The 23,966-nt window shown below is 64.0% G+C and carries 24 protein-coding genes; 22 read left to right on the forward strand and 2 right to left on the reverse strand.

What is annotated here, in order from left to right:
* Positions 1–658 precede the first annotated feature (658 nt).
* Both PM2_RS03670 and PM2_RS03675 read left to right on the forward strand, forming a co-directional pair.
* Positions 659–1,483, forward strand: coding sequence for a DUF932 domain-containing protein (locus PM2_RS03670; RefSeq protein ID WP_003107836.1), 825 nt, complete (start codon positions 659–661; stop codon positions 1,481–1,483).
* A gap of 80 nt (positions 1,484–1,563) precedes the next feature.
* Positions 1,564–3,624 carry a ParB/RepB/Spo0J family partition protein gene (locus tag PM2_RS03675; protein ID WP_010791849.1) on the forward strand — a complete coding sequence of 687 codons (2,061 nt, stop codon included), beginning with the start codon at positions 1,564–1,566 and terminating at the stop codon, positions 3,622–3,624.
* Between the two features lie 206 nt (positions 3,625–3,830).
* On the opposite strand, the gene PM2_RS03680 is transcribed toward PM2_RS03675, so the two are convergent.
* A complete protein-coding gene (locus tag PM2_RS03680; protein ID WP_003107955.1) occupies positions 3,831–4,349 on the reverse strand; it encodes a GNAT family N-acetyltransferase in 519 nt (172 codons plus the stop codon).
* Positions 4,350–5,162: 813 nt separating this feature from the next.
* On the opposite strand from PM2_RS03680, the gene PM2_RS03685 reads away from it, so the two are divergent.
* Entirely contained in the window at positions 5,163–5,477 is a 315-nt protein-coding gene (locus PM2_RS03685; protein ID WP_010791848.1) for a DUF736 domain-containing protein, read from the forward strand.
* A 63-nt stretch (positions 5,478–5,540) separates the two neighbouring features.
* Here the strand turns inward: PM2_RS03685 and PM2_RS03690 are convergent, their stop codons facing one another.
* Positions 5,541–5,846, reverse strand: coding sequence for a helix-turn-helix domain-containing protein (locus PM2_RS03690; protein WP_010791847.1), 306 nt, complete (start codon positions 5,844–5,846; stop codon positions 5,541–5,543).
* Positions 5,847–6,088: 242 nt separating this feature from the next.
* Here PM2_RS03690 and PM2_RS03695 point away from each other — a divergent pair, with 242 nt between their 5' ends.
* The 19 genes from PM2_RS03695 (at position 6,089) to PM2_RS03785 (ending at position 23,913) form a co-directional block, all read left to right on the forward strand.
* Positions 6,089–6,439 carry a DUF2958 domain-containing protein gene (locus PM2_RS03695; RefSeq protein ID WP_010791846.1) on the forward strand — a complete coding sequence of 117 codons (351 nt, stop codon included), beginning with the start codon at positions 6,089–6,091 and terminating at the stop codon, positions 6,437–6,439.
* A 308-nt stretch (positions 6,440–6,747) separates the two neighbouring features.
* Entirely contained in the window at positions 6,748–7,506 is a 759-nt protein-coding gene (locus tag PM2_RS03700; RefSeq protein ID WP_010791845.1) for a DUF2285 domain-containing protein, read from the forward strand.
* Positions 7,507–7,589: 83 nt separating this feature from the next.
* Positions 7,590–7,871, forward strand: coding sequence for a helix-turn-helix transcriptional regulator (locus PM2_RS03705; RefSeq protein ID WP_003107109.1), 282 nt, complete (start codon positions 7,590–7,592; stop codon positions 7,869–7,871).
* Between the two features lie 26 nt (positions 7,872–7,897).
* Positions 7,898–8,755, forward strand: a complete 858-nt coding sequence (locus PM2_RS03710; RefSeq protein WP_003107111.1) for a replication initiator protein A — start codon at positions 7,898–7,900, stop codon at positions 8,753–8,755.
* 253 nt (positions 8,756–9,008) lie between these two features.
* Positions 9,009–9,647, forward strand: coding sequence for a ParA family partition ATPase (gene parA, locus PM2_RS03715; RefSeq protein ID WP_003107112.1), 639 nt, complete (start codon positions 9,009–9,011; stop codon positions 9,645–9,647).
* The gene (locus tag PM2_RS03720) at positions 9,644–9,916 is read left to right on the forward strand and encodes a hypothetical protein (protein WP_003107114.1); all 273 of its coding nucleotides are present in this window, start codon (positions 9,644–9,646) and stop codon (positions 9,914–9,916) included. Before parA ends, PM2_RS03720 begins: the two co-directional genes overlap by 4 nt.
* Positions 9,913–10,446, forward strand: a complete 534-nt coding sequence (locus PM2_RS03725; RefSeq protein ID WP_003107117.1) for a DUF2840 domain-containing protein — start codon at positions 9,913–9,915, stop codon at positions 10,444–10,446. The genes PM2_RS03720 and PM2_RS03725 overlap by 4 nt, the downstream gene beginning before the upstream one ends.
* Complete coding sequence (locus PM2_RS03730; RefSeq protein ID WP_003107118.1) at positions 10,443–11,030, forward strand: S26 family signal peptidase; 588 nt, start codon at positions 10,443–10,445, stop codon at positions 11,028–11,030. The genes PM2_RS03725 and PM2_RS03730 overlap by 4 nt, the downstream gene beginning before the upstream one ends.
* Positions 11,031–11,478: 448 nt before the next feature.
* On the forward strand, positions 11,479–13,461 hold the full coding sequence (locus PM2_RS03735) for a relaxase/mobilization nuclease domain-containing protein (protein ID WP_003104027.1): 1,983 nt from the start codon (positions 11,479–11,481) through the stop codon (positions 13,459–13,461).
* A 110-nt stretch (positions 13,462–13,571) separates the two neighbouring features.
* On the forward strand, positions 13,572–13,970 hold the full coding sequence (locus PM2_RS03740) for a BlaI/MecI/CopY family transcriptional regulator (RefSeq protein WP_003104024.1): 399 nt from the start codon (positions 13,572–13,574) through the stop codon (positions 13,968–13,970).
* Entirely contained in the window at positions 13,970–14,965 is a 996-nt protein-coding gene (locus tag PM2_RS03745; RefSeq protein WP_020750593.1) for a M56 family metallopeptidase, read from the forward strand. The genes PM2_RS03740 and PM2_RS03745 overlap by 1 nt, the downstream gene beginning before the upstream one ends.
* A gap of 139 nt (positions 14,966–15,104) precedes the next feature.
* Positions 15,105–16,352: a TolC family protein gene (locus tag PM2_RS03750; RefSeq protein ID WP_010791843.1), complete on the forward strand. Its 1,248-nt coding sequence runs from the start codon at positions 15,105–15,107 to the stop codon at positions 16,350–16,352.
* Positions 16,349–17,578 carry an efflux RND transporter periplasmic adaptor subunit gene (locus tag PM2_RS03755; RefSeq protein ID WP_003104017.1) on the forward strand — a complete coding sequence of 410 codons (1,230 nt, stop codon included), beginning with the start codon at positions 16,349–16,351 and terminating at the stop codon, positions 17,576–17,578. The genes PM2_RS03750 and PM2_RS03755 overlap by 4 nt, the downstream gene beginning before the upstream one ends.
* A 10-nt stretch (positions 17,579–17,588) precedes the next feature.
* The gene (locus PM2_RS03760) at positions 17,589–20,732 is read left to right on the forward strand and encodes an efflux RND transporter permease subunit (protein ID WP_010791842.1); all 3,144 of its coding nucleotides are present in this window, start codon (positions 17,589–17,591) and stop codon (positions 20,730–20,732) included.
* Positions 20,733–20,909: 177 nt separating this feature from the next.
* The gene (locus tag PM2_RS03765) at positions 20,910–21,575 is read left to right on the forward strand and encodes a HupE/UreJ family protein (RefSeq protein WP_228291978.1); all 666 of its coding nucleotides are present in this window, start codon (positions 20,910–20,912) and stop codon (positions 21,573–21,575) included.
* Positions 21,576–21,596: 21 nt separating this feature from the next.
* Positions 21,597–22,229, forward strand: coding sequence for a hypothetical protein (locus tag PM2_RS03770; RefSeq protein ID WP_010791840.1), 633 nt, complete (start codon positions 21,597–21,599; stop codon positions 22,227–22,229).
* A gap of 126 nt (positions 22,230–22,355) precedes the next feature.
* Complete coding sequence (locus PM2_RS03775; protein ID WP_010791839.1) at positions 22,356–22,619, forward strand: hypothetical protein; 264 nt, start codon at positions 22,356–22,358, stop codon at positions 22,617–22,619.
* A gap of 74 nt (positions 22,620–22,693) precedes the next feature.
* Entirely contained in the window at positions 22,694–23,638 is a 945-nt protein-coding gene (locus PM2_RS03780; protein ID WP_010791838.1) for a LysR family transcriptional regulator, read from the forward strand.
* The gene (locus PM2_RS03785; protein ID WP_010791837.1) at positions 23,635–23,913 is read left to right on the forward strand and encodes an EexN family lipoprotein; all 279 of its coding nucleotides are present in this window, start codon (positions 23,635–23,637) and stop codon (positions 23,911–23,913) included. The genes PM2_RS03780 and PM2_RS03785 overlap by 4 nt, the downstream gene beginning before the upstream one ends.
* Positions 23,914–23,966: the final 53 nt, after the last annotated feature.

Below are 23,966 nucleotides of genomic sequence, written 5' to 3' on the forward strand. Positions count from 1 at the left end.
GCCCTGCGGGCTATCCCCGCCGCGCGATGCTTGGCGCCCCTCAAAGACCGCCGAACCGGCTGCGCCGGATCGGCCTGACCACAGTAGTCGCTGTCGAACCTGTTTCCCGATGACTGGCGCATGAGCTTGTGCATCAAGCATTGAAGGCTGTGCGTCCCCGGCCAAGAAACATGGCCGGTCACGCTGTCGTGCGCGTGGCGCATCGAGCCGCCTGCGGCGTCTCGCCCCTGACGGGCTTCCATCGTTCCCTCGCTCCGCTCGGCTGACGCCTCCGGCCCGGCTTCCAGATCCGGGCCTGCGCGCTTCGCTTGCCGTGCGGTCGGCGTGTTGAGGGGCCGTTGCCATGTCCAGCCGTCTCCCCTGACTTCATCACCTTCACCGCGACTGTAGCCCGCGGCCGTGTGCCGTCAAGGCGCGCAGGGCCGTGTCCTCGGCTTCGCCTGCGGGCCGCACCAACCCTGCGCTTATCTCCTTGACGGCCCCCCGTCCGCGCGCTCCTGACCGTCGCGGGCGATGAACTCAGGAAAGACGGTGGCAACAGGGCCAACCGGGTTCCTCGTGCCGACCGCACCGAACAGCCGAAAGGCTGGGCTTCCGAATCTAGGAATCCGGTGTGCGGTGAACAGCAAACCCTTTTTTCTTTGTCAGGAGAAATGCCATGCAACTCGCATCCCGCTTCGCTTCCCGCTCCCCGGTGCTGCGTTCGGAACGTCCCTTGTCGGATGACCAAATCCGGGCCGTGGCCCCGTCGATCTTCGCCAAGGCACCGCACGAAAGCCGCTCCGAGCGGTACAGCTACATCCCCACCGCCACCGTGCTGCAGGAACTGCGCGGGGAAGGCTTCGAGCCTTTCATGGTGACGCAAACCCGCGTGCGCCACGACGACCGCCGCGACTACACCAAGCACATGATCCGGCTGCGCCACGCCAGCCAGATCAACGGGCGCGAGGCCAACGAAATCATCCTGCTGAACTCCCATGACGGCACCAGCAGCTATCAGATGCTGGCCGGGATGTTCCGCTTCGTTTGCAGCAATGGCCTTGTCTGCGGCGACACCGTGGCCGACGTGCGCGTACCCCACAAGGGCGACGTAGCCGCTCACGTCATCGAAGGCGCATACGAAGTCCTGCACGGCTTCGACCGGGTGCAGGAATCGCGCGATGCCATGCGCGCCATCACGCTGGACGCCGGGGAATCGGAAGTGTTCGCCCGCGCTGCGCTGGCGTTGAAGTACGACGAGGACAAGCCCGCGCCCATCACGGAATCGCAAATCCTGATGCCGCGCCGCCATGACGACGACCGCCGCGACCTGTGGAGCGTGTTCAACCGCACGCAGGAGAACTTGACCAAAGGCGGCCTGTCCGCCCGCGCCGCGAATGGCCGCCGTCAGACCACCCGGCCCGTGCAGGGCATCGACCAAAGCGTGCGCCTGAATCGCGCCCTGTGGCTGCTGGCCGATGGCCTGCGCCAGTTGAAAGCCTGAATCCCCACGCGGCAGGGGCAGGCAGCAGCCCTTGCCGCTTCCTTCGCTGCTGCATCCCTGAACCGCAAGGAGTTATCACCATGAACGCCGTACTCAAAACCGAAGCCATCGCCATCGAAGCCGCCGCGCCACTGGAAGTGGCCGACCCGACCAAGAACCTGATCTTGGTTCCGCTGTCGCAGTTGCTGCCGCGCCGTTCCAAGCGCAACGTCCGCACGACCCCGCGCCAGTCCATTCCCGAACTGGCCGCGAGCATTGCCCGCATCGGCCTGCTGCAAAACCTGATCGTCATCCTCGCCGCCGATGGCGAGCAATACGAAGTCGTCGCAGGCGACCGCCGCCTGACCGCCTTGAAGCTGCTGGCAAGGAAGAAGCGCATCGCCGCCGACTACGAAGTGCCGTGCCTGCTAGTGGCGGATGCTTCGGCCCGTACCGTGAGCCTCGCCGAGAACGTGCAGCGCGAGAACATGCACCCCGCCGACCAGTTCGCGGCCTTCGCCGCGCTGGTCAAGGAAGGACGCCCCATCGAGGACATTGCCGCCGATTTCGGCGTGTCCCCGCTGGTGGTGCAGCGCCGCTTGAAGCTGGCGAACGTCTCGCCGCGCCTCATGGCCGACTACCGGGCCGGTGGCGTGACGCTGGAACAGTTGATGGCCTTGACCATCACCGACGACCACGCCGCGCAGGAGGCCGCGTTCTATGGTGCGCCGGAATGGCAGCGCAGCCCGTCCAAGCTGCGCGAGCGCCTGACCGAGCGCGAAATCGACGCCGCGCACGCGCTGGTGCGCTTCGTCGGGCTGGACGCCTACCGGCAGGCAGGCGGCGGCATCCGCCGCGACCTGTTCGCGGAAGGCGATGCCGGAACCTACCTCACCGATACCGCAGTGCTGGAAACGCTGGTGCGCGACAAGCTGGCAACGCTGGCCGAGGACGTGCGCGCCGAGGGCTGGGCATGGGTGGAGGCCGTGCCGCATCTGGCCTACGAGGAACGGCAGGCTTTCCAGAACGCCCCGCGCCAGCGCCGCGAGCCGACCACCCGCGAGGCCCGCCGCATTGCCTCGCTGCAAACCCGCCTCGACAAGATCGACGCCGAACTGGAAGAAGCCTGCCAAGGTGAAAGCAGCGAGGACGAGGCCAAGGCCGAGAAACTGGAACAGCGGCGCGATCAGGTGGTCGGCGAACTGCAAGACGCGGAGGACGCCTTGCAAGGTTATGCCCCCGAGGTGCGCGAGGTGGCCGGTGCCATCGTCACCATCGACCGCAACGGCGAGGCCGTCATTCATCGCGGCTTGCTGCGCGAAGCCGAGGCCAAGGCGCTGCGCACGCTGGAAAAGCTGCGGCGCGGTTTCGGCAGCACCGAAGGCGAAGCCGCCAACGACGAGCACGAGGACGCCGACGACGCACCCAAGGCCGCGAGCCTGTCCGACCGGCTGGCGCAGCGGTTGAGTGCCCATCGCACGGCGGCGCTGCAAATCGAAGTCGCCCGGCATCCGCAGGTCGCGCTGGCCGCGCTGGTGCATGGCATGGTGCAGAAGGTCTTGCAGCCCGACGCCTACGGCGATGGACTGCCGCTCGGCGTGCGCCTCACGGTGCAAGACCGGCTGGAAGGCATGGCCCCGGACTGGCCGGAATCGTCCGCCGCCGTGGCGCTGCGCGAACTGCAACAGGTGGCAGGTGTTGCCTTGCCGGAGGACAGCGCCGAACTGTTCGCCGTGCTGCTGGCGAAGTCGCAAGACGAACTGGTGCGGCTGCTTGCCGTGTGCGTGGCTTCCACGGTGGACGTGGTGACGCCTCGCGCCACGCCGCACCGGCCCGGCGAGGAACTGGCGCAGGCCGTGGGCCTCGACATGGCCGCATGGTGGCAACCGACCGCAGAAGGCTACTTCAAGCACGTTCCGAAGGCCGCGATCCTGCAAGCCGTGGGCGAGTACGCGCCCGAGCACGTCACTAGGCTGGCGAAGTTGAAGAAGGCCGACATTGCCAGCGAAGCCGAACGGCTGGCGGATGGCACGGGCTGGATGCCCGCCATCTTCAAGACCGAAACGCCGGAAGCCACGCAGGAAGAACCGCAGGAGCAGGACGACGCCCCGCAGGAAGCCGAGGCAATGGCGGATGAACCCGCCGAGGCGCTGGCCGCTTGACCCGCGCCGAAGGCAAGCGCCCCGGCCTTGACCGGGGCGCTTCGCTTTGTGTGGTGGCGCATCGAGACGAAGGAATAACCCGATTAGCACCGCGCCCAGGCCGTTCCGTCCTGGGCGCAATGGAAAGCAAAACCGGGCGCGGCAGTGGCCGCGCCCGGTGTCGAAGGCCAACAGCCGAATCAGAACGCCGCCGCCTTCGCGCTGGCTCAGGCGGCGGCGGTGAAGGCATCGCTATAGTGCGCGATACCTTCCGGTACTGGCCCATGCAGGGCCAGCGCCATGAAATAGCCGGGCGGTACGCCCGGCAGTTGCAGGCTCGCGTGGGCCTGAAAACCAAAGCGCGCGTAGTACGCGGGATCTCCCAGCAGCACGCAGCCTGGGGCCCGCATAGTTCGCAGTTCGGACAGCGCCTGTTCCATCAGGCGCGAGCCGATGCCATGCCCCTGCCTTTGCGGCAGGACGGAGAGAGGCCCCAAACCGTGCCAGCCTTCGGCCTTTCGCCCGTTGTCATCGGTGATCTTCACCGGCGACAGCGCGACGTGGCCTACAACCTGCCCGTGTTCTTCGGCCACGATGGAAAGCGTCAGTTCGTTCGCAGCGCGCAAGGCCCGCACGATGAATTGCTCGGTGTGGCTGGTATGCGGCGCATCGGCAAAGGCGGAAACCGTGACCGCCTCGATGGCAGCAATGTCGTCCGGGGTTTCGTGTCGGAGCTGGAGTGTCATGGGCTTGTCTTGGGTTCCTTTCTGAAAATATAGAACGGCCTGGGCGTGTTGGCGCGATGCGCCGCCGGGCTTTCGGGCTGCGCCCCGTGCCGCCTTTGCCGTCACGGCCATTCGGCTTCAATCCCTCACGCCTTCGCGCCTGCGGCGCTGCGCGCTTCGCTTGCCTCCAGGGGAAAGCCCTGCGGGCTATCCCCGCCGCGCGATGCTTGGCGCCCCTCGATGCGGCCGAACCGGCTGCGCCGGATCGGCCCGGCCAGCGCCCCGCCGCGATGGACGGGCGCTGGCGAACACGCTGGCGCTCGCTGCGACAGGTTGTGCAGGTGCGTGCCGTCCTCAACGCTGGCGGTTCCTGCCCATCACGTCACGAAGGACGGTTCACGGACAACCCGCCCGGCATCGCTATGGAGCTTCCACGCCACGCCTCAAGAGCGGCGCCGCAAGGTGCGGCGGGGGCGTTCTCGCCTGTCGTCGGATGGTTGACCTGGCCCGCATCAGCGGGCGAGCCGGAGAAGCCTTCGGGCGGGGGTGCCGAGTCGGCCCCATCTCCTTTCGGAGCGGTTCGGCCCAAGGCGTCCTTGTCTCGTTGTGAATCCTGGCGGTGGCGCGGCTGCGCCTCGGGCTTATGGCTGCAACCGTCCGGCGAAAACAATTTCCCCGCCGCTACGCGGCTTCCTCGCGCAGCAAATTCTTTTCGCCTCCCGGCTCTCCACTGCGTTGCGACCGCAAGCGGTGCAGCCAGCCCGTCCCCCGCCGGCCGGATCACAACAAGGACGCGATGGGCGCGAACCTTGTTCAACCGAAAGGAGAAACATCATGGCCAACATCGGCACCTTCACCGCAGACAAAGACGGCTTCACCGGCACGCTTCGCACCCTGACGCTCAACGTCAAAGTCAAGCTGGTTCCCAACGACAAGGGGGACAGCGAGAAAGCCCCGGACTTCCGCGTTCAGGCCGCCAGCCACGACATCGGCGCGGCGTGGAAGAAGACCAGCGAGGCTGGGCGCGAGTACCTGTCCGTGACCCTCGATGACCCTTCGTTCCCGGCAGCGGTCTATGCCCGCCTGATCGAAGGCGAGGACGGCACGCACGACCTGATCTGGTCGCGCAGCAAGCCCCAGGCGGCGTGACCGCCGCAGCGCCCCGCCCATCGCGGCGGGGCGCTGTGCTGCTAATAGCAGCACATCACCGCATCACGCGCGCGGCTCCGCCGCGTCGCGTTCGCTCAACACCGCCTCCAGCTCTTGGCGCACCTGCGCCAGCAGCTCGTCGGCCTTGTGCGGGCTATTGCCCGCGTAGGCCAGCGTCAGCAGCGTGAGCGGGTGGATCTCCATCACCTCGCACAGCTCGGCCAGCTTGTTCAAGGTGGGGCTTTTCAGGTCGCGTTCGAGGGTACTCATATAGGTGCGGCTGGACACGTCGGAGAACGCTTCCTGGCTCAAGCCACGCGCTTTCCTGACTGTCTTCAACGCCTTCGCCAATGAGTTCCCAGCCGCCACCTATGGTTTCCTCTCAAAACCAAGATGACAACCCATTGCGCCCTATAGAGCTACAATCTATAGTGTTCATTTGGTGTTGTTCTACGTCTTTGTGCCTTTACGGAAATCCGTATCGGCGGATTCCGGCAAAGCCATAGAACCGCATCCGTGCTTGCGCACGAAGGCGTAAATCCGGTTTGGCGGTTCTGCGCTTCAACGTGAAACCGCATCCGTGCATCATTGGATTTGTGGGATTGCCGACCATGCCCCAGCCACTCGCCACCGCCCCGGAGCGCGCGCAACTGCTCGCCAACGGCGAGGCCCGCGCTGCTGGCCAAGTCATCGACCCGGTGCCCGTGGTACGGCTGTTCACGCCGGACGCGCATGTGACCTGGCTGTTGGCCGCACTCGATCCTGCCGATGGCGACACCGCCTGGGGACTCATCGACCTGGGAATCGGGATGCCGGCGCAGGGAACCGTCAAGCTGTCCGAGCTGGCCGGCATCGTTGGGCCGCGCCAGCAGCCCGTGATGCGCGACCTCTATTTCCGTCCCACGCGCACGCTGTCGGAGTACACCCGCGCGGCCGAGCGTGACGGCGCCATCCCGGACTGAACACAGCCTACTGTGACTTTTTCAGTCTGATGTCATGCCGGGCAGGTCTCAATCGGCATTCTTGCGGCGTAGCCCCTCCAGTCTGATCCAAATAGACATGATGGCTGGCGCGGGCTGCGGCAGGCTGGCCTGTGCAGCACTCCAACTCGGGGCGCTGTCGCCGCAGCATTGAGACGAATACCGCAACGCATCGGAGCCAATCGGTCTTGACAACCCGATCCATCTTTTTGACCCATGACCTTTTGACGATGGCGATGTAGCGCGCAGTCCTTCCGTGGCGGCGAGTCCTGTTCGCGGGAGGTGGCGTCATGGTCGATCACAGCGCCGAGCCTTGGTATCCGACTGCCGCGTATCTGTACGTGCTGCATCTGGACGGCCTTGCGCTCGCCTGGGAGTTCCTGCGCCGGCATCCCGACTATCGGCTCGACTGGCTGCGCCACCATCGCCGGTCGCAAGCGGCGCATCGCTGGGGCTTGCGCCTGCTGGAAGACCCGGCCTTGGATGCGCGCGACGCGCATCCGGCCTGGCTGCCCGGCCACGCCGCCGTGGTGCAGCTCTACCCCGATGCCGATCCGCCGCTGGACGCGGCGACGTTCGCGTTCTGGCGCATCCCCGGCCACAAGCAACTGTTGCATGACGGCAAAGGGCTGGCGCTGATCGCGCGCAGCCCAGGCCACTGCCTGCGCTTCGCGCTCGCGCCCGGCCTGGAGGACGGCATGGCTGTCGCCTATGCCTATCGCGGCGGCGCTGCCGCGCCTGCACGCGGACAGGTGCCCGGCGCAGCCCTGGCCGATACCAAGCCCAGGCCAACGCCTGGCGCGCTGCTGGAACTGCACACCTTGCAGGCGCTCGACGCGGCCCTGGCGGGCGCGTCCTTGCGTGAAGTCGCGGAAGGACTGTTCGGCGTAGATGCCGCAGCCGATTGGTACAGCGATGGCGGGCTGCGCTCCAAGGTGCGCCGCCTGGTGCATCGCGGCGATGCGCTGATGCGCGGCGGCTACCGCCGATTAGCACAGCTTCCGCCGCTTGAGAAGGGTCGTTTTGATGTGGACGCAAAACGGCCCTGATCTAAAACCCCTCGCTTCTTGAGACTGCCTCCATCCGGTCGCGCTGTGTGGCCGGGCGCTTTCAACCGATGGAGGTTCACACCATGCGTCCCGCTCCCTTGCGGCCTGCCGCCACTGTCTCGACCGCTGCCGCGCAGCCACAACGCTATCTCACCAACGACGAAGCCGCCGAGTACCTGCGCCTGTCGCCGCGCACGCTGGAAAAGCAGCGCGTGATCGGCGGCGGCCCGCGCTTTCGCAAGTTCGGCCGTCGCGTCATGTACGCCGTGGCCGACCTCGATGCCTGGGCTGCCGACCGCAGTTTCGAGACGACTTCCGATCCCGAATACGCCGAGCACCACTCGGCCGACAGCCGTGCGCGCTGATCGGCGGCGCGCGGCAGGCCATCGCTATGTCCAGCACCGGGCTGCCGTCCCGGCAGCGGCCGTTGCAGGAGCGCGAACAGCTCGACCTGTTCCGCGCCTTGCCCGGCGACATGGCGCCGCGCGACAGCCAGGATTTGATGGCCTATCCGTTCTTTTCGCTCGCCAAGTCCAAGCGGGTCAAGCCCATCGACTTCCGTGCGGGCAACGTGACGATTCGCGTGGAAGGCACGCAGGAGCACGGCATCGCCACGATCTGGGACGCGGACGTGCTGATCTGGGCGGCCTCGCAGATCGTGGAGGCGAAGGACGCGGGCCTGCGGCCCTCGCGCCTGATGCACGCCACACCCTACGAGATCCTGCGCTTCTTCGGGCGCGGCAAGTCGCTGCGCGACTACCAGCGCCTCAAGGCGGCCTTGGATCGCCTGCAATCGACCACGGTAGCCACGTCCATCCGCGAGACGACCGGGCGGCGATTGCACCGCTTCTCCTGGATCAACGAGTGGAAGGAACTGGCCGACGCCAGCGGCACGCCGCTGGGCATCGAGCTGATCCTGCCGGACTGGTTCTATGCGGGCGTGCTCGACGCCGCCCTGGTGCTGACCATCGACCCGGCGTACTTCCGGCTTACCGGCGGCATCGAACGCTGGCTGTACCGCCTGGTGCGCAAGCATGGCGGGCGGCAGGAGCACGGCTGGCAGTTCGACTTCCGCTACCTGCACCAGAAATCCGGCAGCACCGCCAAGCCCTACGACTTCGCCTGCGACCTGCGCGCGCTGGTCGCGCGGCAGTCGCTGCCCGGCTACGTCCTGGGCATCGAGCGGATGCCGGACAACGGCATGGAGCTGCTGACCTTCCGGCCCGTGCCGCAGACGGCACGGGGATAACTCCGGGAAAACCTGTGAACAGTGTCGTGCTATCAGGCGTGCGGGGTATCGTGCTATCAGGCGTGGGACTATCGTGCTATCAGGCGTGCCGATCGGCCGCAAACCCGCGCCAGCATTGGGTTTGCGCGCCCTCTAACTTCCCTAACTTAATTTCTCTAACTTTTAGTAGGGAAACGCCGCTGCGGTGGACAACCACCACGCGGCCACAAGCGCAGCAGCAAAAGCCCGGCTCTCCAACACGGAGGGCCGCGTCATGATCGTCGCTCTGCTCAACCAGAAAGGCGGCGTGGGCAAGACCACGCTCGCCACGCATATCGCCGGCGAGCTTGCGATGCGCGGCCAGCACGTCGTCCTGCTGGACGCCGACCCGCAGGGTTCGTCGCTGGACTGGACACAGCGCAGAAGCCAGCAAGGCTTGCCAAGGCTTTTCAGCGCCGTGGGCCTCGCACGCGAAACGCTGCACCAAGAGGCGCCAGAACTCGCCAGGCGAACCGATCACGTCATCATCGACGGCCCGCCGCGCATCGCGGCACTGGCGCGCTCCGCGCTGCTGGCGGCCGAGCGCGTGCTGATCCCCGTGCAGCCCAGCCCCTACGACCTGTGGGCCAGCGCCGAGATGGTGGCGCTGATCCGCGAGGCCCAGGTGTTTCGGCCTGCGCTGCGCGCGGCCTTCGTCATCAATCGGCGCGTCAGTACCACCGTGATCGGGCGCGAAGCGCGCCAGGCGCTCGCCGACCAGCCGCTTCCTGCGCTGCGCGCGGAAGTGCATCAGCGCATCGTGTTCGCCGACAGCGTGGCCGCTGGCCGGCTTGCACGCGAGACGGCGCCGGACAGCGCCGCCGCCCGCGAAATCACCGCACTGGTGGACGAACTGCTGCGGTGGCCGACATGACAGCGAAGCCACCGATACGCGCAAAGCGCGTCGGCATCGGCGCGCGTCCGCCCGCGAATCCGCACGCCGAGGCGTGGATTCGCCAAGGCGACGCCGATGCGCTGGGCAAGGGCGACCTCTACACCGCTCGCCTGACCCTCGACATCACGCCCGCGCTGCGCGCGCGCATCAAGGTGTCGGCCTTCACGCAGGGCGTGACCGTGGCCGATCTGCTGCGCGGCCTGCTGGAGCGTGAGTTTCCCGAGCATCGCAGGGAGAACACACCATGACCGCATCCGCTTCGCCTGCCGCTGGCGCGGCTACGGCTGCGCTCGCAGCACCTTCCGGCCAGCCTGCCAGCGCGCCGTTGACGCGCGTGGCACTGGCCTACACCGAACCACGCTTCAAGCTCTACCTGCGCTTCGGCGAACCCGCGCGTACGCACCAGCTCGACCGCTGGCGGCGCTGCGCGGTGTTCCAGCCGGGCGCCATGTTCTGCCGCATCCGCTGGCAGGCCAACGACTACGGCACGATTCGCTGGCAGCTCATGGTGATGCAGGCTTGCACGCCGTTCGATGCGGCGCAGCGCATTCCCGGCGTGCAGCCGGGCGCACGCCTGCTGCTGCACGCCGAGGGCGAGAATCAGGTGCGCGCCGTGCTGGAGCGCATCGACGCCATCGAGGCGCTGGGCATCGCGCCTATCGGTGCCTCGCCCGTGTACTGGCGCACGCTCGCCAACCGGCTCGCTGCACGCCTGCCGCTGCCCGAATACACCGCCGAGCGGCACGCCGCATGGCTCATCGGGAGGGCGCTGCCATGAACGCCGTTTCGACTGTCGGCACCGCGCCGCGTCCTCGCTCGCGCCTGCGCGCTCGCATCGTGCTGGCGGGCCTGTCCGCCTGCGGCCTCGCTGCGCTGGCCTGGGCGTCCTTCGTGCATCCACTGCCGCGCCTGATCTACAACCCGTCCGACAGCGTGGCGGTCGGCTGGTATCGCGTCGATCCGCTGAGCAACGGCACCGGCTCGCTGCCACGTCCTTTGTCCGTGGGCAGCATCGTCCTGACCACGCTGCCGCCAGATGCCGCTGCGCTGGCCGCGCAGCGCGGCTACCTGCCGGCGCGCGTGCCGCTGCTCAAGCGTGTGGGCGCCGTCGCGCCGCAGGAAGTGTGCATCGCGGGCGGCATCGTCCGCATCGACGGCGTGCCTTCGGCCGCCGTGCTGCCTGCTGACCGCTGGGGCCGGCCGCTGCCATCCCGGCAGCAATGCCGTCGCCTCGAACCCGGCGAACTGTTCCTCTTGAGTGTGACCAACCCGGCGTCGTTCGACAGCCGGTATTTCGGGCCGGTCAGCACATCCGCCGTGATCGGCGTCGCGCATCCGGTCTGGCTGGAATCCCGCCCATGATGGCCGTCGATTCGCTGCACGCCGCCGTGCATCTCATCGTGCCATCGGGCGTGTCGTTCTGCTGTTCGTCGCCGTGTCGTCGCGCGTGCAGTGCGGGTGCATTCGCACCGCACTTCGCGCTGCCTTCGGCGCAGCCGTCCAACGTGCAGGCGTCTTGCCTCGAACGCGCCCGGCCTGCGGCCGTGTCCGCGTTCGCCGGCGCGCTGGCTGCTCGCGCAGCAGCGCCGCCGGGCCGCCGCTGCCCGGAGCGACAGCGAGGGGCAAAGGCGGAAGGCAAGACAAAAGGACGCGGCACCGGGCCGCGTCGAAAGCCTGTCTGCACATGGGGTTGGCGCGGCACGGAGCGGCTTCGCCGCCGTGCCGCTTGGGGCGCGAGGCCCACGCCAATGCAGGCATGTCCGCGTGCTTCGCACGACCGGACATGCCAGAGCTTGCAGGGGGCGCAGCCATGACCGACCGCCGCGACGATGATTTCCGCATCCGCCCCAGCGCCCCGAAGAACCAGGGCCAGGGCTTCGTCTCCAAGGTGCTCAAGCAGGCGGGCAAGGCCAGTAGCGGCAAGTCGTCGGTGCGTCGTCCTGGGGGAGCTGGCAAGGGCGCAGGAACCGGGCATCGGCCCGGCTCGCGTCTGGGGCGCGGCCACACGGCGGCGCGCTTCGCCGGGGCGAAGCTGACGCCCATGTCGCGGCGCGTGACCATCAAGACGCTGTTGGTCAATCAGCGCCAGGCCAGCCCGCAATCGCTCGCCAAGCACCTGCGCTACATCGAGCGCGATGGCGTGGGCCGCGATGGCGAGCCAGGCCAAGCCTACGGGCCGCAGACCGATGCCGCCGACCTCGACGCCTTCAAGGAACGCTGTGCCGACGACCGGCACCATTTCCGCTTCATCCTCTCGCCGGAGGACGGCGCCGAGTTGGAAGACCTGCGCACCTACACGCGGCACCTCATGGGCCGCATGGAGGCCGACCTGGGCACGGGCCTCGATTGGGTGGCCGTCAACCACTGGAACACCGACAACCCGCACACGCACATCGTCGTGCGCGGACGCGACGACACCGGCAAAGACCTCATCATCGCGGGCGACTACATCGCCGATGGTTTCCGCCATCGCGCCGCCGAACTGGCGACCGAATGGCTGGGGCCGCGCACCGAGCTGGAGATCCAGCAGACCTTGCAACGCGAGGTGGAACAAGAGCGATGGACGAGCTTGGATCGCACGCTCAAACGCGAGTTGGGCGACGATGGCTTGGTGCATGTCGAACGCCTCAACGAGCCGAGATTGCAACGCCAGCGCCTGCTGCTGATCGGCCGCCTGCAACGCTTGCAGCGCCTGGGCCTGGCCGACGAGATGCAGCCGGGCACCTGGGCCGTCCATACCGATGCCGAAAAGACGCTACGCGCCCTGGGCGAGCGTGGCGACATCATCCGCACCATGCAGCGGGCCATGCGCGGCGAGCCGCGCGAACTGGCGGTGTTCGACCCGGGCGACGATGGCCGAACCATCCTCGGCCGCGTGGCCGCGAAGGGGCTGGCCGACGAGCTGCGCGACCGGGGTTATCTGGTCATCGACGGGGTGGACGGCAAGGCCCACTATGTTGCGCTCAACGCCCGCGACGAACTGGCGAACTATCCGACCGGCGCCGTGGTGGAGGTGAAGGGATCGGCCGACGTGCGTGCGGCCGACCGCAACATCGCCGCGCTGGCGAGCGATGGCCTGTACCTCACCGACCACCACCTCGCCATCGCGCAGAGTCAGGCCGTGCCGGGCCGCGATCCGCAGGAAGTCGTCGCCGCCCATGTCCGCCGGCTCGAAGCCCTGCGCCGAGCCGGCATCGTGGAACGTGTCGCCGAAGGTCTATGGAAGGTGCCGGACAACCTGCCCGAGCAGGGCCGTCAGTACGACGCGCAACGCCTAGGCGGCGTGGCCGTGGAACTGAAATCGCACCTACCCATCGAGCGACAGGCCCGCGTGATCGGCGCCACGTGGCTCGACCAGCAGTTGATCGGCGGCGGCACCGGCCTGGGCGAACTGGGCTTTGGTGGCGAGGCCAAGCAGGCGATGCAGCAGCGCGCCGACTTCCTGGCCGAACAAGGGCTGGCCGAGCGACGCGGCCAGCGGGTGATCCTGGCGCGTAATCTGCTGGGCACGCTGCGCAATCGGGAGCTGGCGCAGGCCGCTAAGGACATCACCGCCGATACCGGCTTGGAGCATCGCCCGGTGGCCGACGGGCAGCGCGTGGCGGGTATCTACCGGCGTAGCGTCATGCTCGCCAGTGGGCGCTACGCGATGCTCGATGACGGCATGGGGTTCAGCCTTGTGCCGTGGAGGCCGGTGGTCGAGCAGCGGCTGGGCCAGCAGCTTGCCGCTACGGTGCGCGGCGGCGGCGTGTCCTGGGAGATAGGACGGCAACGTGGGCCTGCCGTCGGTTAACTTCCCGCGATAGCAGTGCCCGGCATGGGGGTTGCACAATAAACCGATTGACGGTCGGTTTTTCGTGGTGGATACTCTTGAGTTCGAGTCAAAGCTCGGAGCCGACAACATTGACCAACCACAGCGTACCAACACTTGGCGATCTCGAAATCGCCGTGCTCGAAGACATCTGGCGCTTCGGCCCGTCCGACACCAAGGCGGTGTACGCGCGCATTGGGAAGTCTCGCTCGATTTCCTTGAACACAGTGCAATCCACGCTGGAACGTCTGTTTCGCAAGGCCATGCTCCAGCGCGAAAAGATCAGCCATGCCTACGAATACTCGGCACGAGTATCTCGCCGGGAACTGATCCAGAAGCTGGTCGAGTCCACGGTGCGTCGTGTCGCAGGCCCGCAGCCGGATGCGTTGTTGAGTGCCTTTGTCGATCTTGCTGCAAGGGCGGATGATGACCAGCTCAAGAGGCTGGAGGAGTTGATTGCCCGTCGTCGCGCTGAATTGGATCAGCCGTAATGATGAGTTATGGCCCACTACTTCAGTTCGCATTGCTATCCGGCTTCGTGCTGGCAGTAACGCTTACCCTGCTGATTGGAACCTGCGAGCGCCCATTACGCCGTGCGCTGTCAGGAAAGAGCCCCTATCAGCGAGCAAGAGTGTCTTGGTGGATGCTGGTAACACCCGCATTGGCGGGTATTGCCTATACGGCCATGACTATCGCCATGCCGTCGATGTTTGATGATTCGGCCAGATTTGCCGCTGCCTGCTCTGCGCACGCTGACACGCTCCTGCACCTGTGCGTTTGGCACCCGAGCGGCAATGGGCAAAGTGCCTGGCTATGGGGAGCATTGGCATTGTTGGCGGGATACGCGGTTTGGCTGGCATTACGGGCCGTAGTGGGCCTTTGGCGTGCTCGTCGAACCCTTGCCTCGATGGTGCGCCTGAGCTGGCGTCCGGGGTATCCAGACAAACTTCGCGTGCTTGATGTCGATCAGCCTATGGCGCTGGCCTGTGGCGTCGGGAATGGCCACATCCTGCTTTCAACCTCGTTGATGCGGCGACTCGACCCAACGCAATTGCGCGTGGTGCTGGCGCACGAACAGGCTCATATCGCCAATCGAGATGTGCTGCATCGCCTGATCGCTGTCGTGTTGTCGAGCATCCAGTTGCCGGGCACTCGTCGCCGGCTGTTGCGCGATCTGGAACTCGCCTTGGAACAGCGTTGTGATTTCGCTGCTGCAAACGAAGTGGGATGCCCTGTCGCCGTAGCCGAAACCATCGTTGCAGTAGAAAAGATATTTCGGCAACACGCCAAGGAACAGATGCCGTTGGCTATGGCGTTCTTTTCCGATTTCGTCCCTGAGCGTGTCGAGGCGTTGCTGTCGTCCAAGCACACGTCTGTCTCATACCTGGGGCCGATGCTAGGCATTCTTGTTCTGGCGTTTTGCAGCCTATCTACCGGCTGGCTGCATTCCGTGACCGAATCTCTCATCACTGTGATGACGAGGTAAGTCCATATGCGCGCGTGCTGTGTTTTTTTGCCTGAAAAACCGATTGATGATCGGTTTATGACGATTCCACTAAGGCGTGTGCGAGCAGCCGTGACGCGGAATCGTTTGCTCGCCACCTGTCGTCGTCGTGAGGATTTTCATGAATTTGATCCGCTTAGTAGCCTTGGTGTTTGTCGGAGCCTGCGGTACATCCACCGCCCTGGCCGCCGAACCCCTGCGATTGGAGGAGGCTGTCTCCCGCGCACTGGCCGCCCACCCATCCATCGCCGCCGAAACGGCGCAGCTCCAGGCCGTTCGAGCGCGCACACAGCGCGAAGCCCTGCCACCGCCTTACACCATTGGCGGCGAGGTTGAGAACGTCGCTGGGAACGGCAACCTGCGAGGTATCCGCTCGGCCGAAACGACATTGCGCATCGGTCGGGTCATAGAACTCGGCGGCAAGCGCGAGGCTCGCCAAACGCTGGGACAAGCCGAGCTGAGAGAACAAGAGCACCAAGCCACCAAAACACGGATTGACTTGGCTAGTTCAACTACGGCCCGCTTCATTGAAGTGCTCGCCAGGCAACAGCGATTGACCTATGCCGAGGAACGCATCAAGCAAGCGGAGCGCACGCGGCAAGAGGTCGCCGCATGGGTCAAAGCCGCACGCAATCCTGATTCAGATTTGCAGGCCGCCGAAATTGCGGTCGCGGAGGCCCAACTGAATCGTGAGAGTGCTGAACACGAATTGGCAAGCGCCAAGATGACTTTGGCCGCGAGCTGGGGGGCAACGATCCCCGACTTCGGCGAGGTCGTCGGTGACCTCCAAACCTTGCCGACCGTGGCGCCATTCGAGACGCTGGCTGCCCGTTTGCCCATGACGCCGGAACTGTGGGCTTCGCGTTTGCAGGCCGACACCATCGGCGCCCGCCGCCGGCTCGCGGAGGCCGAAGCCAAACCCAACATCGACGTCAGCTTGGGCGTGCGGCGTTTGGAAGACTACAAGGATCACGGCGTAGTGATGTCGATCTCGGTGCCGCTGGGCAGCCCGACGCGCTCTGGATACGCGGTGTCCCAGGCCAATGCGGAGCTTGCTGCGCTTGAAGCGCGGCGTGACGCCGAGCGCTTCGAGCGCCACCAGGCGCTGTTCGACAAATATCAGGAACTCACGCACGCACGGACAGAGGCTGACTCGCTACGCGCACGAATGCTGCCTATGGCTGAAAGCGCTTTGGCAACGACTCGTCGCGGTTTCGAGCAGGGCCGATTCTCCTATTTGTCGTTGGCTCAAGCGCAGCGAACGCTATTCGATCTGCGCGCGCGCGCTGTGGAAGCCGCCACTCGCTATCACCTTCTGCTGGTCGAGGTGGAACGCCTCACCGCCACCGTTGAGGACACCGCACCATGATTCGCATTCTTTCCCTGTTGCTACTTTGTGTGTTTGCCGCTGCATGCAGCCCTGGCGGCGACAAGCCCAAAGAGGCGGCCAGCGCCCAAGCCAGCGGAAGCTATGAGCGCGGCCCAAACAATGGCCGGCTACTCCGCGATGGAGACTTCGCTTTGGAAGTCACCATCTACGAAACCAACGCCCCCCCACATTACAGGCTCTACGCCTATCGTGACGGCAAGCCAGTCGCCCCCGCTGATGTTGCCGCAACGATCAAGCTCTCCCGTTTGGATGGCGAGGTCAACCAATTCACGTTCAGGCCAGAAGGCAACTATCTGGTCGGCAGCGGTGAAGTGACCGAGCCGCATTCTTTCGATGTCGCCGTGTCCGCCGAACACGCCGGAAAGAGGTCCACTTGGTCTTATGAATCCTATGAGGGCCGCGTAAGCATTCCGGCTGGTATCGCCAAGGATGCCGGCATCAAAACCGAATCAGCGGGGCCGGCGGTCATCCGAGACGTTGTGCGGCTGATGGGAACCGTTGTTCTGGATGCCGACAGACACGCAGCGGTTCGCGCACGCTTTCCTGGCATCGTGCGATCAGTGAACGTGCAGCAGGGCGAACGAGTCCGCCGCGGCCAGACACTGGCCATCGTTGAGGGCAACGACAGCATGCGCACCTACCCGATTACCGCACCATTCGACGGCGTGGTACTCGCACGCAACACGAACGTCGGTGATGTGGCCGAAGCAGGTGCGCTGTTCGAGCTGGCTGACCCGTCCTACGTATGGATCGACCTGCGCGCCATCGGCACCGATGCCGAAGCCCTACAGCCAGGGCAGCCGGTACGAATCCGGTCAGCCACCGGGAAGACCGAAGCCAGCGGAAAGATCCAGCGATTGTTGCCGGTGGCTGGCAGCGGCCAGAGCGTCATTGCCCGCGTCAGCATCCCGAACCCGGAGGGGCGCTGGCGCCCCGGCATGACCGTGGCGGCCGAGGTCACAGTAGGCACGCGCAACGTACCGCTGGCGGTAAAAGAGTCCGGGTTGCAGCGATTCCGCGACTTCACCGTGGTTTTCGCACAGGTTGGCGAGACATACGAAGTCCGAATGCTCGAACTTGGCGAGCGTGATGGTGAATACGCCGAAGTGACTAGCGGACTCAAGCCCGGCACGAACTACGTGGCCGAGCAAAGTTTCCTGATACGCCAAGACATCGAAAAGTCTGGCGCAAGCCACGATCACTAAGGACGCGGACATGCTCGAACGTATCATTCGCGCGTCCATCGCGCATCGCTGGCTCGTGCTTCTATTGGTGCTCGCCCTGTCCGGGCTGGGCGTCTGGAACTACAGCCGCTTGCCGATCGACGCGATACCGGACATTACCAACGTCCAGGTACAGATCAATACCGAGGCACCAGGCTACTCGCCAATGGAGGCGGAGCAGCGCGTCACTTTCCCGGTTGAGACGGCGCTCGCTGGCCTCGCCCGGCTGGACTACACCCGCTCGATTTCCCGCTACGGCCTGTCGCAAGTCACTGCGGTCTTTGAGGACGGCACCGACATTTACTTTGCCCGCCAGCAGGTTGCCGAACGCTTGCAGCAGGCATCTTCGCAACTTCCGGCGGGCCTGAATCCTTCTCTCGGCCCGGTGGCAACCGGCCTGGGCGAGATATTCATGTACACCTTGGAACCCGAGAAGGGCTACGAGGAAATCTGGACGCCGACGGCGCTGCGCACATTGCAAGACTGGTCGGTGCGTCCGCAGCTCCGCAATCTGAAAGGCGTCACCGAGGTCAACACCATCGGCGGTTACGTGCGTCAGTTCCACATCACACCCGATCCGGTCAAGCTGCTGGCCTACGAGTTGACGATGAACGACGTGCTGAACGCCGTTGCGCGGAACAACGCCAACGTCGGTGCCGGCTACATCGAACGTCACGGCGAGCAGTACCTGATCCGCATCCCCGGACAGGTAGGCGACATCGAGCGACTGCGGAAAATTGTCGTGGCAACGCGCGATGGGCTGCCACTCCGAATATCCGACGTGGCGGAAGTTCTGGAGGGTAGCGAACTACGAACCGGCGCGGCCACGAAAGACGGCAAGGAGGTCGTGCTGGGAACGGCATTCATGCTGATTGGCGAGAACAGCCGAGCGGTTGCACAGCGCACGGTGGAAAAGCTCGCTGAAATCGACGCGACACTTCCCGAGGGAGTCCGAGCACACGCGGTTTATGACCGCACTCAACTCGTTGACCGCACCATCGCAACCGTGCAGAAGAATCTTCTGGAAGGCGCGTTGCTGGTGATTGCCGTGCTGTTCATGTTGCTAGGCAACCTGCGTGCAGCCCTGATAACCGCAGCGGTCATTCCGCTTGCCATGCTGCTGACGATCACCGGCATGGTGCAAAACCGAATCTCGGCCAACCTGATGAGCTTGGGCGCACTGGATTTCGGCCTGATTGTCGATGGTGCGGTCATCATCGTGGAGAACTGCTTGCGCAGGTTCAGCGAACGACAGCACCAGCTCGGTCGGCTGTTGACCCGCGATGAGCGTTTCTCGCTGGTTTCGAGCGCCAGTGCAGAGGTCATCAAGCCTGCCCTGTTCGGATTATTCATCATCACGGCGGTTTACCTTCCAATCTTCGCGTTGTCGGGTGTGGAAGGAAAGATGTTCCATCCGATGGCGCTTACCGTCGTGATCGCATTGACTGGTGCGATGGTGTTGTCCCTGACTTTCGTGCCCGCTGCGGTCGCGCTGTTTGTCACCGGCAAGGTTTCCGAGAAGGAAACCAAGGTGATGCGCGGCATCAGCCGCTTCTATGCGCCACTTCTCCAGAAGGCAATCAGGCTAAGGGTCGCCGTTGTCGCGGCGGCGTCAGTGTTGGTAGTGCTGTCTGGTTTGCTTGCGACGCGCCTGGGCACCGAGTTCATCCCCAATCTGGATGAAGGCGACATCGCCTTGCACGCGATGCGGATTCCCGGAACGAGTCTGACCCAGGCGATTGGCATGCAGCGCCAGTTGGAAGCGCGGATCAAGGAGTTTCCAGAGGTTGAGGAAGTCGTTGCCAAGATCGGTACTGCCGAGGTTGCGACTGATCCCATGCCTCCTTCGGTGGCTGACACCTTCATCATGCTCAAGGATCGCAGCGAATGGCCTGATCCGCGCAAACCGAGAGCCGTACTGCTTGCCGAACTGGAAAAGGCGGTGAACACCATTCCCGGCAACAACTACGAGTTCACTCAGCCCGTGCAGATGCGCATGAATGAGTTGATCGCGGGTGTCCGTGCCGAGGTGGCGATCAAGGTGTATGGCGATGACATGGAGCAACTGGCCCAACTAGGCTCCAAGATTGAAGCCGTGGCCGAGAGTATCGAGGGATCTGCCGACGTGGCACTCGAACAGATTACGGGCCTGCCGCTGATGACAATCACGCCGAACGTGGATGCACTGTCCCGGTACGGCCTGGCGATCGACGACATACAGCAGACGGTGGCAATCGCTCTTGGTGGTGCCGTCGCTGGCCAAGTGTTTGAGGGCGATCGCCGCTTCGATATTGTGGTTCGGCTGCCCGAAGCGCAGCGCCAAGACCCTAAAGCACTGGCGACACTGCCCATTCCCGTTCCGACCGGCGCTGCTGCCGCACCGGGCCAAGCCGCTTACGTGCCGCTCGGCCAGCTTGCGTCAATCGAAGTGGCTCCCGGCCCCAATCAGATCAGCCGCGAGAACGGTAAACGCCGGATCGTCATTACCAGCAATGTGCGCGGACGCGATCTAGGGTCGTTCGTGGAAGAGCTGCGTGAGCGCGTAAGCCGCGAAATCACACTGCCAGAGGGCTATTGGGTCAACTACGGGGGCACGTTCGAGCAACTCATTTCGGCGAGCCAACGGCTGTCCGTCGTCGTGCCGGCTGTACTGGTTCTGATCTTCGGCCTTCTGTTCATGGCCTTCGGCTCGGGCCGGGACGCCACGGTCGTCTTTAGCGGCGTACCATTGGCACTGACAGGCGGCATTGCCGCATTGTGGCTGCGCGATATTCCGCTTTCGATTTCGGCAGGGGTTGGATTCATCGCCCTATCCGGTGTGGCGGTGCTCAACGGCCTGGTGATGGTGAGCTTCATTCGCAAGCTGCACCACGAAGGCGCGCCGATTCACGATGCCATCGTGAACGGAGCGATGACGCGGCTACGCCCGGTGCTGATGACTGCGCTGGTTGCAAGCCTTGGTTTCGTACCGATGGCCGTCAACGTCGGAACGGGCGCGGAAGTGCAACGACCCCTCGCAACTGTCGTCATTGGCGGCATTGTTTCCTCGACGCTGCTGACGTTGCTAGTGCTGCCGGCCCTATATCGCCTCATTCATCGGGGGCGCAACGAAAGCCAGGACACCGCGCCGGCGTAAGCACGACGCCAATTTCAACAGTTCGCATGGTGCGGCAAACAGGAAAGGTGCTTGCCGCACCCGAACCGCAAGGGTTTTTAGGAGAGTAATTGAGGTATGAAATTCATGCGTGAAAGATCACTTGAAGTAATGCCGGATCACCATCGACCGACCTGGCAACGGACTTCTTTATTTCTTATGGCGACGATTATCCTGCTGTTCGCGTGCGCGAATCAGGCGCTCGCCCATGCCGTTGCGGAGGGCGATAAGGGCTACATCCAGGAAATATCCGGCGTCAACCTCATCCCTTTTATGTATCTAGGGGCGAAACATATGGCGACGGGATACGACCATATCCTGTTCCTGCTTGGCGTGATCTTCTTCCTGTACCGGATGAAGCATATCGCCCTGTATGTGACGCTATTTGCCATGGGCCACTCAACCACGATGCTGCTTGGCGTGTATTTCAACGTCGGGATAAACAGCTACATCATCGACGCGATCATCGGTCTTTCGGTGGTTTACAAGGCGCTCGACAACATCGGCGCATTTCAGCGATGGCTCGGCTTCCAGCCCAATACGAAAGTCGCAACAGTCGTATTCGGACTCTTTCACGGATTCGGTCTGTCAACCAAGATTATCGAATACAACATCTCGCCTGATGGCCTGATTCCAAACCTGTTGGCATTCAATGTCGGCGTTGAAATCGGGCAGTTGATCGCGCTCGGCACCATTCTGATTGCAATCAGCTACTGGCGCCGAACAGCAAGTTTCTGGCGCCATGCGTACACCGCCAACGTAGCGATGATGTGTGCCGGATTCATTCTGATCGGCTATCAGCTCACCGGCTATTTCGTTTCCTGAATCAAACACGGAGAAAAACCCATGTACAACGTATCCAAGCCAACCCTCGACGACCTTCCATCATCGAAACAACTGCTGCGCTCGACGCTTATTGCACTCGTCGCCGCCATCGCAATTTTGGTCGGCATCGTCCTTCCCTCCGAGTACGCGATCGACCCAACAGGGATTGGTCGCGTACTCGGCCTGAAGGAAATGGGGGAGATCAAGACGCAATTGGCCGAAGAAGCCGCTGCGGATGCCGCGAAGGATGCGGCCAAGCCCGCTGCCGCAACGGCAGGGAACGCAGGCACCGCCGCGCCTGCACAAGCACAGAACGCCGCGCAGGCGGAGAACGGCGCCGCTTGGCGCGATGAAATGCGCGTCGTACTCAAGCCCGGCCAAGGGGCGGAGGTGAAGTTGAGTATGAAGGCCGGCGAGCAGGTCGAGTTCAATTGGGTTGCCGAAGGGGGCGTTGTGAACTTCGATACCCACGGCGATGGTGGCGGCCAGTCCATCAGTTATGAAAAGGGTCGCGCGGTGCCCGCTAGCAATGGCGTTATCCAGGCGGCCTTTAGTGGAAATCACGGTTGGTTCTGGCGGAACCGTGGCGACGCTGACGTGACGGTGATTGTTCGCACTCGCGGTCAATACATGGAAATGAAGCGCGTCTTGTGATTGGCAAATTGGTTACGGGCACATGTCCCATGCACTCCGGCTTTCCTGCCATGCCAATTGCATGGCAGGAAGTCGAAGTTTCCCGCCCTGCCACGTAGGCCGGGCCTTACCCCAGGAGATATTGAAATGAACATTCGTCCGGTTTTGATTGCAGCTCTAGCTAGCGCCTCGCTCGCTTCGCCATTCGTGATGGCCCATACCGGCGGGCATGACGACGATGCGAAGGCCATACCGAAGACATGCGAGCAATTGGCAGATACGAAGCGGTATATCAGTGACGTGGCTTATCCCGAAGTAAAGAAGCTGAAAGAGCAGTGCGACGCCACGAAGAAGAAGCCAAACGTGGCGCAATCTTCTGCGGAACGCCGCCCGTCCAACGGCGGCAACTGATTGTTCAGGGCGTAGCCGCGACTCACAGGTCGCGGCTACCGCCTGCGATGCGCGCTCGTGGGAGCTATTCGTCTATGGAGTTAAGACATCTAAAATACTTTCTCGCCGTGGCGGAGGAGCTTCACTTCGCTAGAGCTGCGGAGAAGCTGCACATTGAACAATCTCCACTTTCTCGCGCCATTAAGGAGCTAGAGGAGGAACTGGGTGTTGTACTGTTTGCCCGTACCACACGCAGCACTCGACTAACACGTGCAGGTAAGTTATTTCTGGAGCATGCCCGCCGAGTATTTGCTGTTCTGCAACAAGCGCGCGACAGCGTAAAAGCAGCGGCCAATGGATTTCACGGTCAGTTGCGGGTGGCCTTATCGGACGGCATTACACCGTCGCGCCTTCCGGCAGTGCTCGCCTTATGCCGACAGGAAGAACCTGAAGTCGAGATTCGCTTCTCCGAAGTGCCGTTGTCGCAACAAATCAAGGGGCTACACGACGATCTTTATGACGTAGGATTCGCGCAATCAGACGAAGTGGGCGAAGGCATCGTCGCTATACCCGTCTGGAGCGATGCACTCATGGTCGCTGTACCTGCTCGACATCCTCTGCTAGCGCATAAGCGCATTCCGTTGGAGGAACTGCTCCGCTACCCTCTGGTTCTGTGCGATCCACAGGTTTGCGAAAGCCACGCGAAACACGTTGATCGGGTACTGCGCCGTGCGGACATGGAACCCCTGATCGCGGAGCGTGTGGCCTCCTGCGATTTGATGATGGCGCTTGTATCGGCCGGCTTCGCGCTTGGCCTTACGGGTGCAGCACACATTACAGCTAGCAGAGAACCGGGCGTGGTGGCTCGCCCCTTGGCATCACGTGTCCCACCCCTGACAACCTATCTGCTGCGCCCTATAGGCGAACCAGCGGAGGTTCTGGCTCGATTCATTGAGCGCGTACAGGCCATCGAATCTCTGGAATCTCCCAGGCCCATGCTGGGCCGCAATCTCGATCCCCCGGAGGAACCTGCGCCATGAAGAAGATCATCCTTTTCTTGCTGGTGGCGGTGTTGACCGCCTGCGGCCAGTCCGAAACGCCTCAGAAGGCCAACACATCGGAAGCGAATATCCCAACGATGGAGGAACTGGCAGCCAATCCCGAACGGTTGAAGGAACTACGCCAGCAGTGCAAGACGGATCGGCCCAAGCTGGGTGACGTGCTCTGCAACCGGGTGGCCGAGGCCACGCGCAAACGGTTCTATGGTGACGGCGAAACGCCCTACACGCGGCCGAAGGAATCGCCCAAGTTCTGATCGTTGGCAGTTCGCCGCATCGGTTTCAATTTTCTGTTCGACACGCCGCAATG

Origin of the sequence: Pseudomonas monteilii NBRC 103158 = DSM 14164, from assembly GCF_000730605.1 — a bacterium.
Classification (GTDB): Bacteria; Pseudomonadota; Gammaproteobacteria; order Pseudomonadales; family Pseudomonadaceae; genus Aquipseudomonas; species Aquipseudomonas monteilii.

What these genes read in the sequence shown, in the direction of transcription:
- PM2_RS03670 (WP_003107836.1), top strand. Translation starts at nt 659, where the DNA reads ATGCAACTCGCATCCCGCTTCGCTTCCCGCTCCCCGGTGCTGCGTTCG.
- PM2_RS03675 (WP_010791849.1), top strand. Translation starts at nt 1,564, where the DNA reads ATGAACGCCGTACTCAAAACCGAAGCCATCGCCATCGAAGCCGCCGCG.
- PM2_RS03680 (WP_003107955.1), bottom strand. Translation starts at nt 4,349, where the DNA reads ATGACACTCCAGCTCCGACACGAAACCCCGGACGACATTGCTGCCATC.
- PM2_RS03685 (WP_010791848.1), top strand. Translation starts at nt 5,163, where the DNA reads ATGGCCAACATCGGCACCTTCACCGCAGACAAAGACGGCTTCACCGGC.
- PM2_RS03695 (WP_010791846.1), top strand. Translation starts at nt 6,089, where the DNA reads ATGCCCCAGCCACTCGCCACCGCCCCGGAGCGCGCGCAACTGCTCGCC.
- PM2_RS03700 (WP_010791845.1), top strand. Translation starts at nt 6,748, where the DNA reads ATGGTCGATCACAGCGCCGAGCCTTGGTATCCGACTGCCGCGTATCTG.
- PM2_RS03705 (WP_003107109.1), top strand. Translation starts at nt 7,590, where the DNA reads ATGCGTCCCGCTCCCTTGCGGCCTGCCGCCACTGTCTCGACCGCTGCC.
- PM2_RS03710 (WP_003107111.1), top strand. Translation starts at nt 7,898, where the DNA reads ATGTCCAGCACCGGGCTGCCGTCCCGGCAGCGGCCGTTGCAGGAGCGC.
- parA (WP_003107112.1), top strand. Translation starts at nt 9,009, where the DNA reads ATGATCGTCGCTCTGCTCAACCAGAAAGGCGGCGTGGGCAAGACCACG.
- PM2_RS03720 (WP_003107114.1), top strand. Translation starts at nt 9,644, where the DNA reads ATGACAGCGAAGCCACCGATACGCGCAAAGCGCGTCGGCATCGGCGCG.
- PM2_RS03725 (WP_003107117.1), top strand. Translation starts at nt 9,913, where the DNA reads ATGACCGCATCCGCTTCGCCTGCCGCTGGCGCGGCTACGGCTGCGCTC.
- PM2_RS03730 (WP_003107118.1), top strand. Translation starts at nt 10,443, where the DNA reads ATGAACGCCGTTTCGACTGTCGGCACCGCGCCGCGTCCTCGCTCGCGC.
- PM2_RS03735 (WP_003104027.1), top strand. Translation starts at nt 11,479, where the DNA reads ATGACCGACCGCCGCGACGATGATTTCCGCATCCGCCCCAGCGCCCCG.
- PM2_RS03745 (WP_020750593.1), top strand. Translation starts at nt 13,970, where the DNA reads ATGATGAGTTATGGCCCACTACTTCAGTTCGCATTGCTATCCGGCTTC.
- PM2_RS03750 (WP_010791843.1), top strand. Translation starts at nt 15,105, where the DNA reads ATGAATTTGATCCGCTTAGTAGCCTTGGTGTTTGTCGGAGCCTGCGGT.
- PM2_RS03755 (WP_003104017.1), top strand. Translation starts at nt 16,349, where the DNA reads ATGATTCGCATTCTTTCCCTGTTGCTACTTTGTGTGTTTGCCGCTGCA.
- PM2_RS03760 (WP_010791842.1), top strand. Translation starts at nt 17,589, where the DNA reads ATGCTCGAACGTATCATTCGCGCGTCCATCGCGCATCGCTGGCTCGTG.
- PM2_RS03765 (WP_228291978.1), top strand. Translation starts at nt 20,910, where the DNA reads ATGGCGACGATTATCCTGCTGTTCGCGTGCGCGAATCAGGCGCTCGCC.
- PM2_RS03770 (WP_010791840.1), top strand. Translation starts at nt 21,597, where the DNA reads ATGTACAACGTATCCAAGCCAACCCTCGACGACCTTCCATCATCGAAA.
- PM2_RS03775 (WP_010791839.1), top strand. Translation starts at nt 22,356, where the DNA reads ATGAACATTCGTCCGGTTTTGATTGCAGCTCTAGCTAGCGCCTCGCTC.
- PM2_RS03780 (WP_010791838.1), top strand. Translation starts at nt 22,694, where the DNA reads ATGGAGTTAAGACATCTAAAATACTTTCTCGCCGTGGCGGAGGAGCTT.
- PM2_RS03785 (WP_010791837.1), top strand. Translation starts at nt 23,635, where the DNA reads ATGAAGAAGATCATCCTTTTCTTGCTGGTGGCGGTGTTGACCGCCTGC.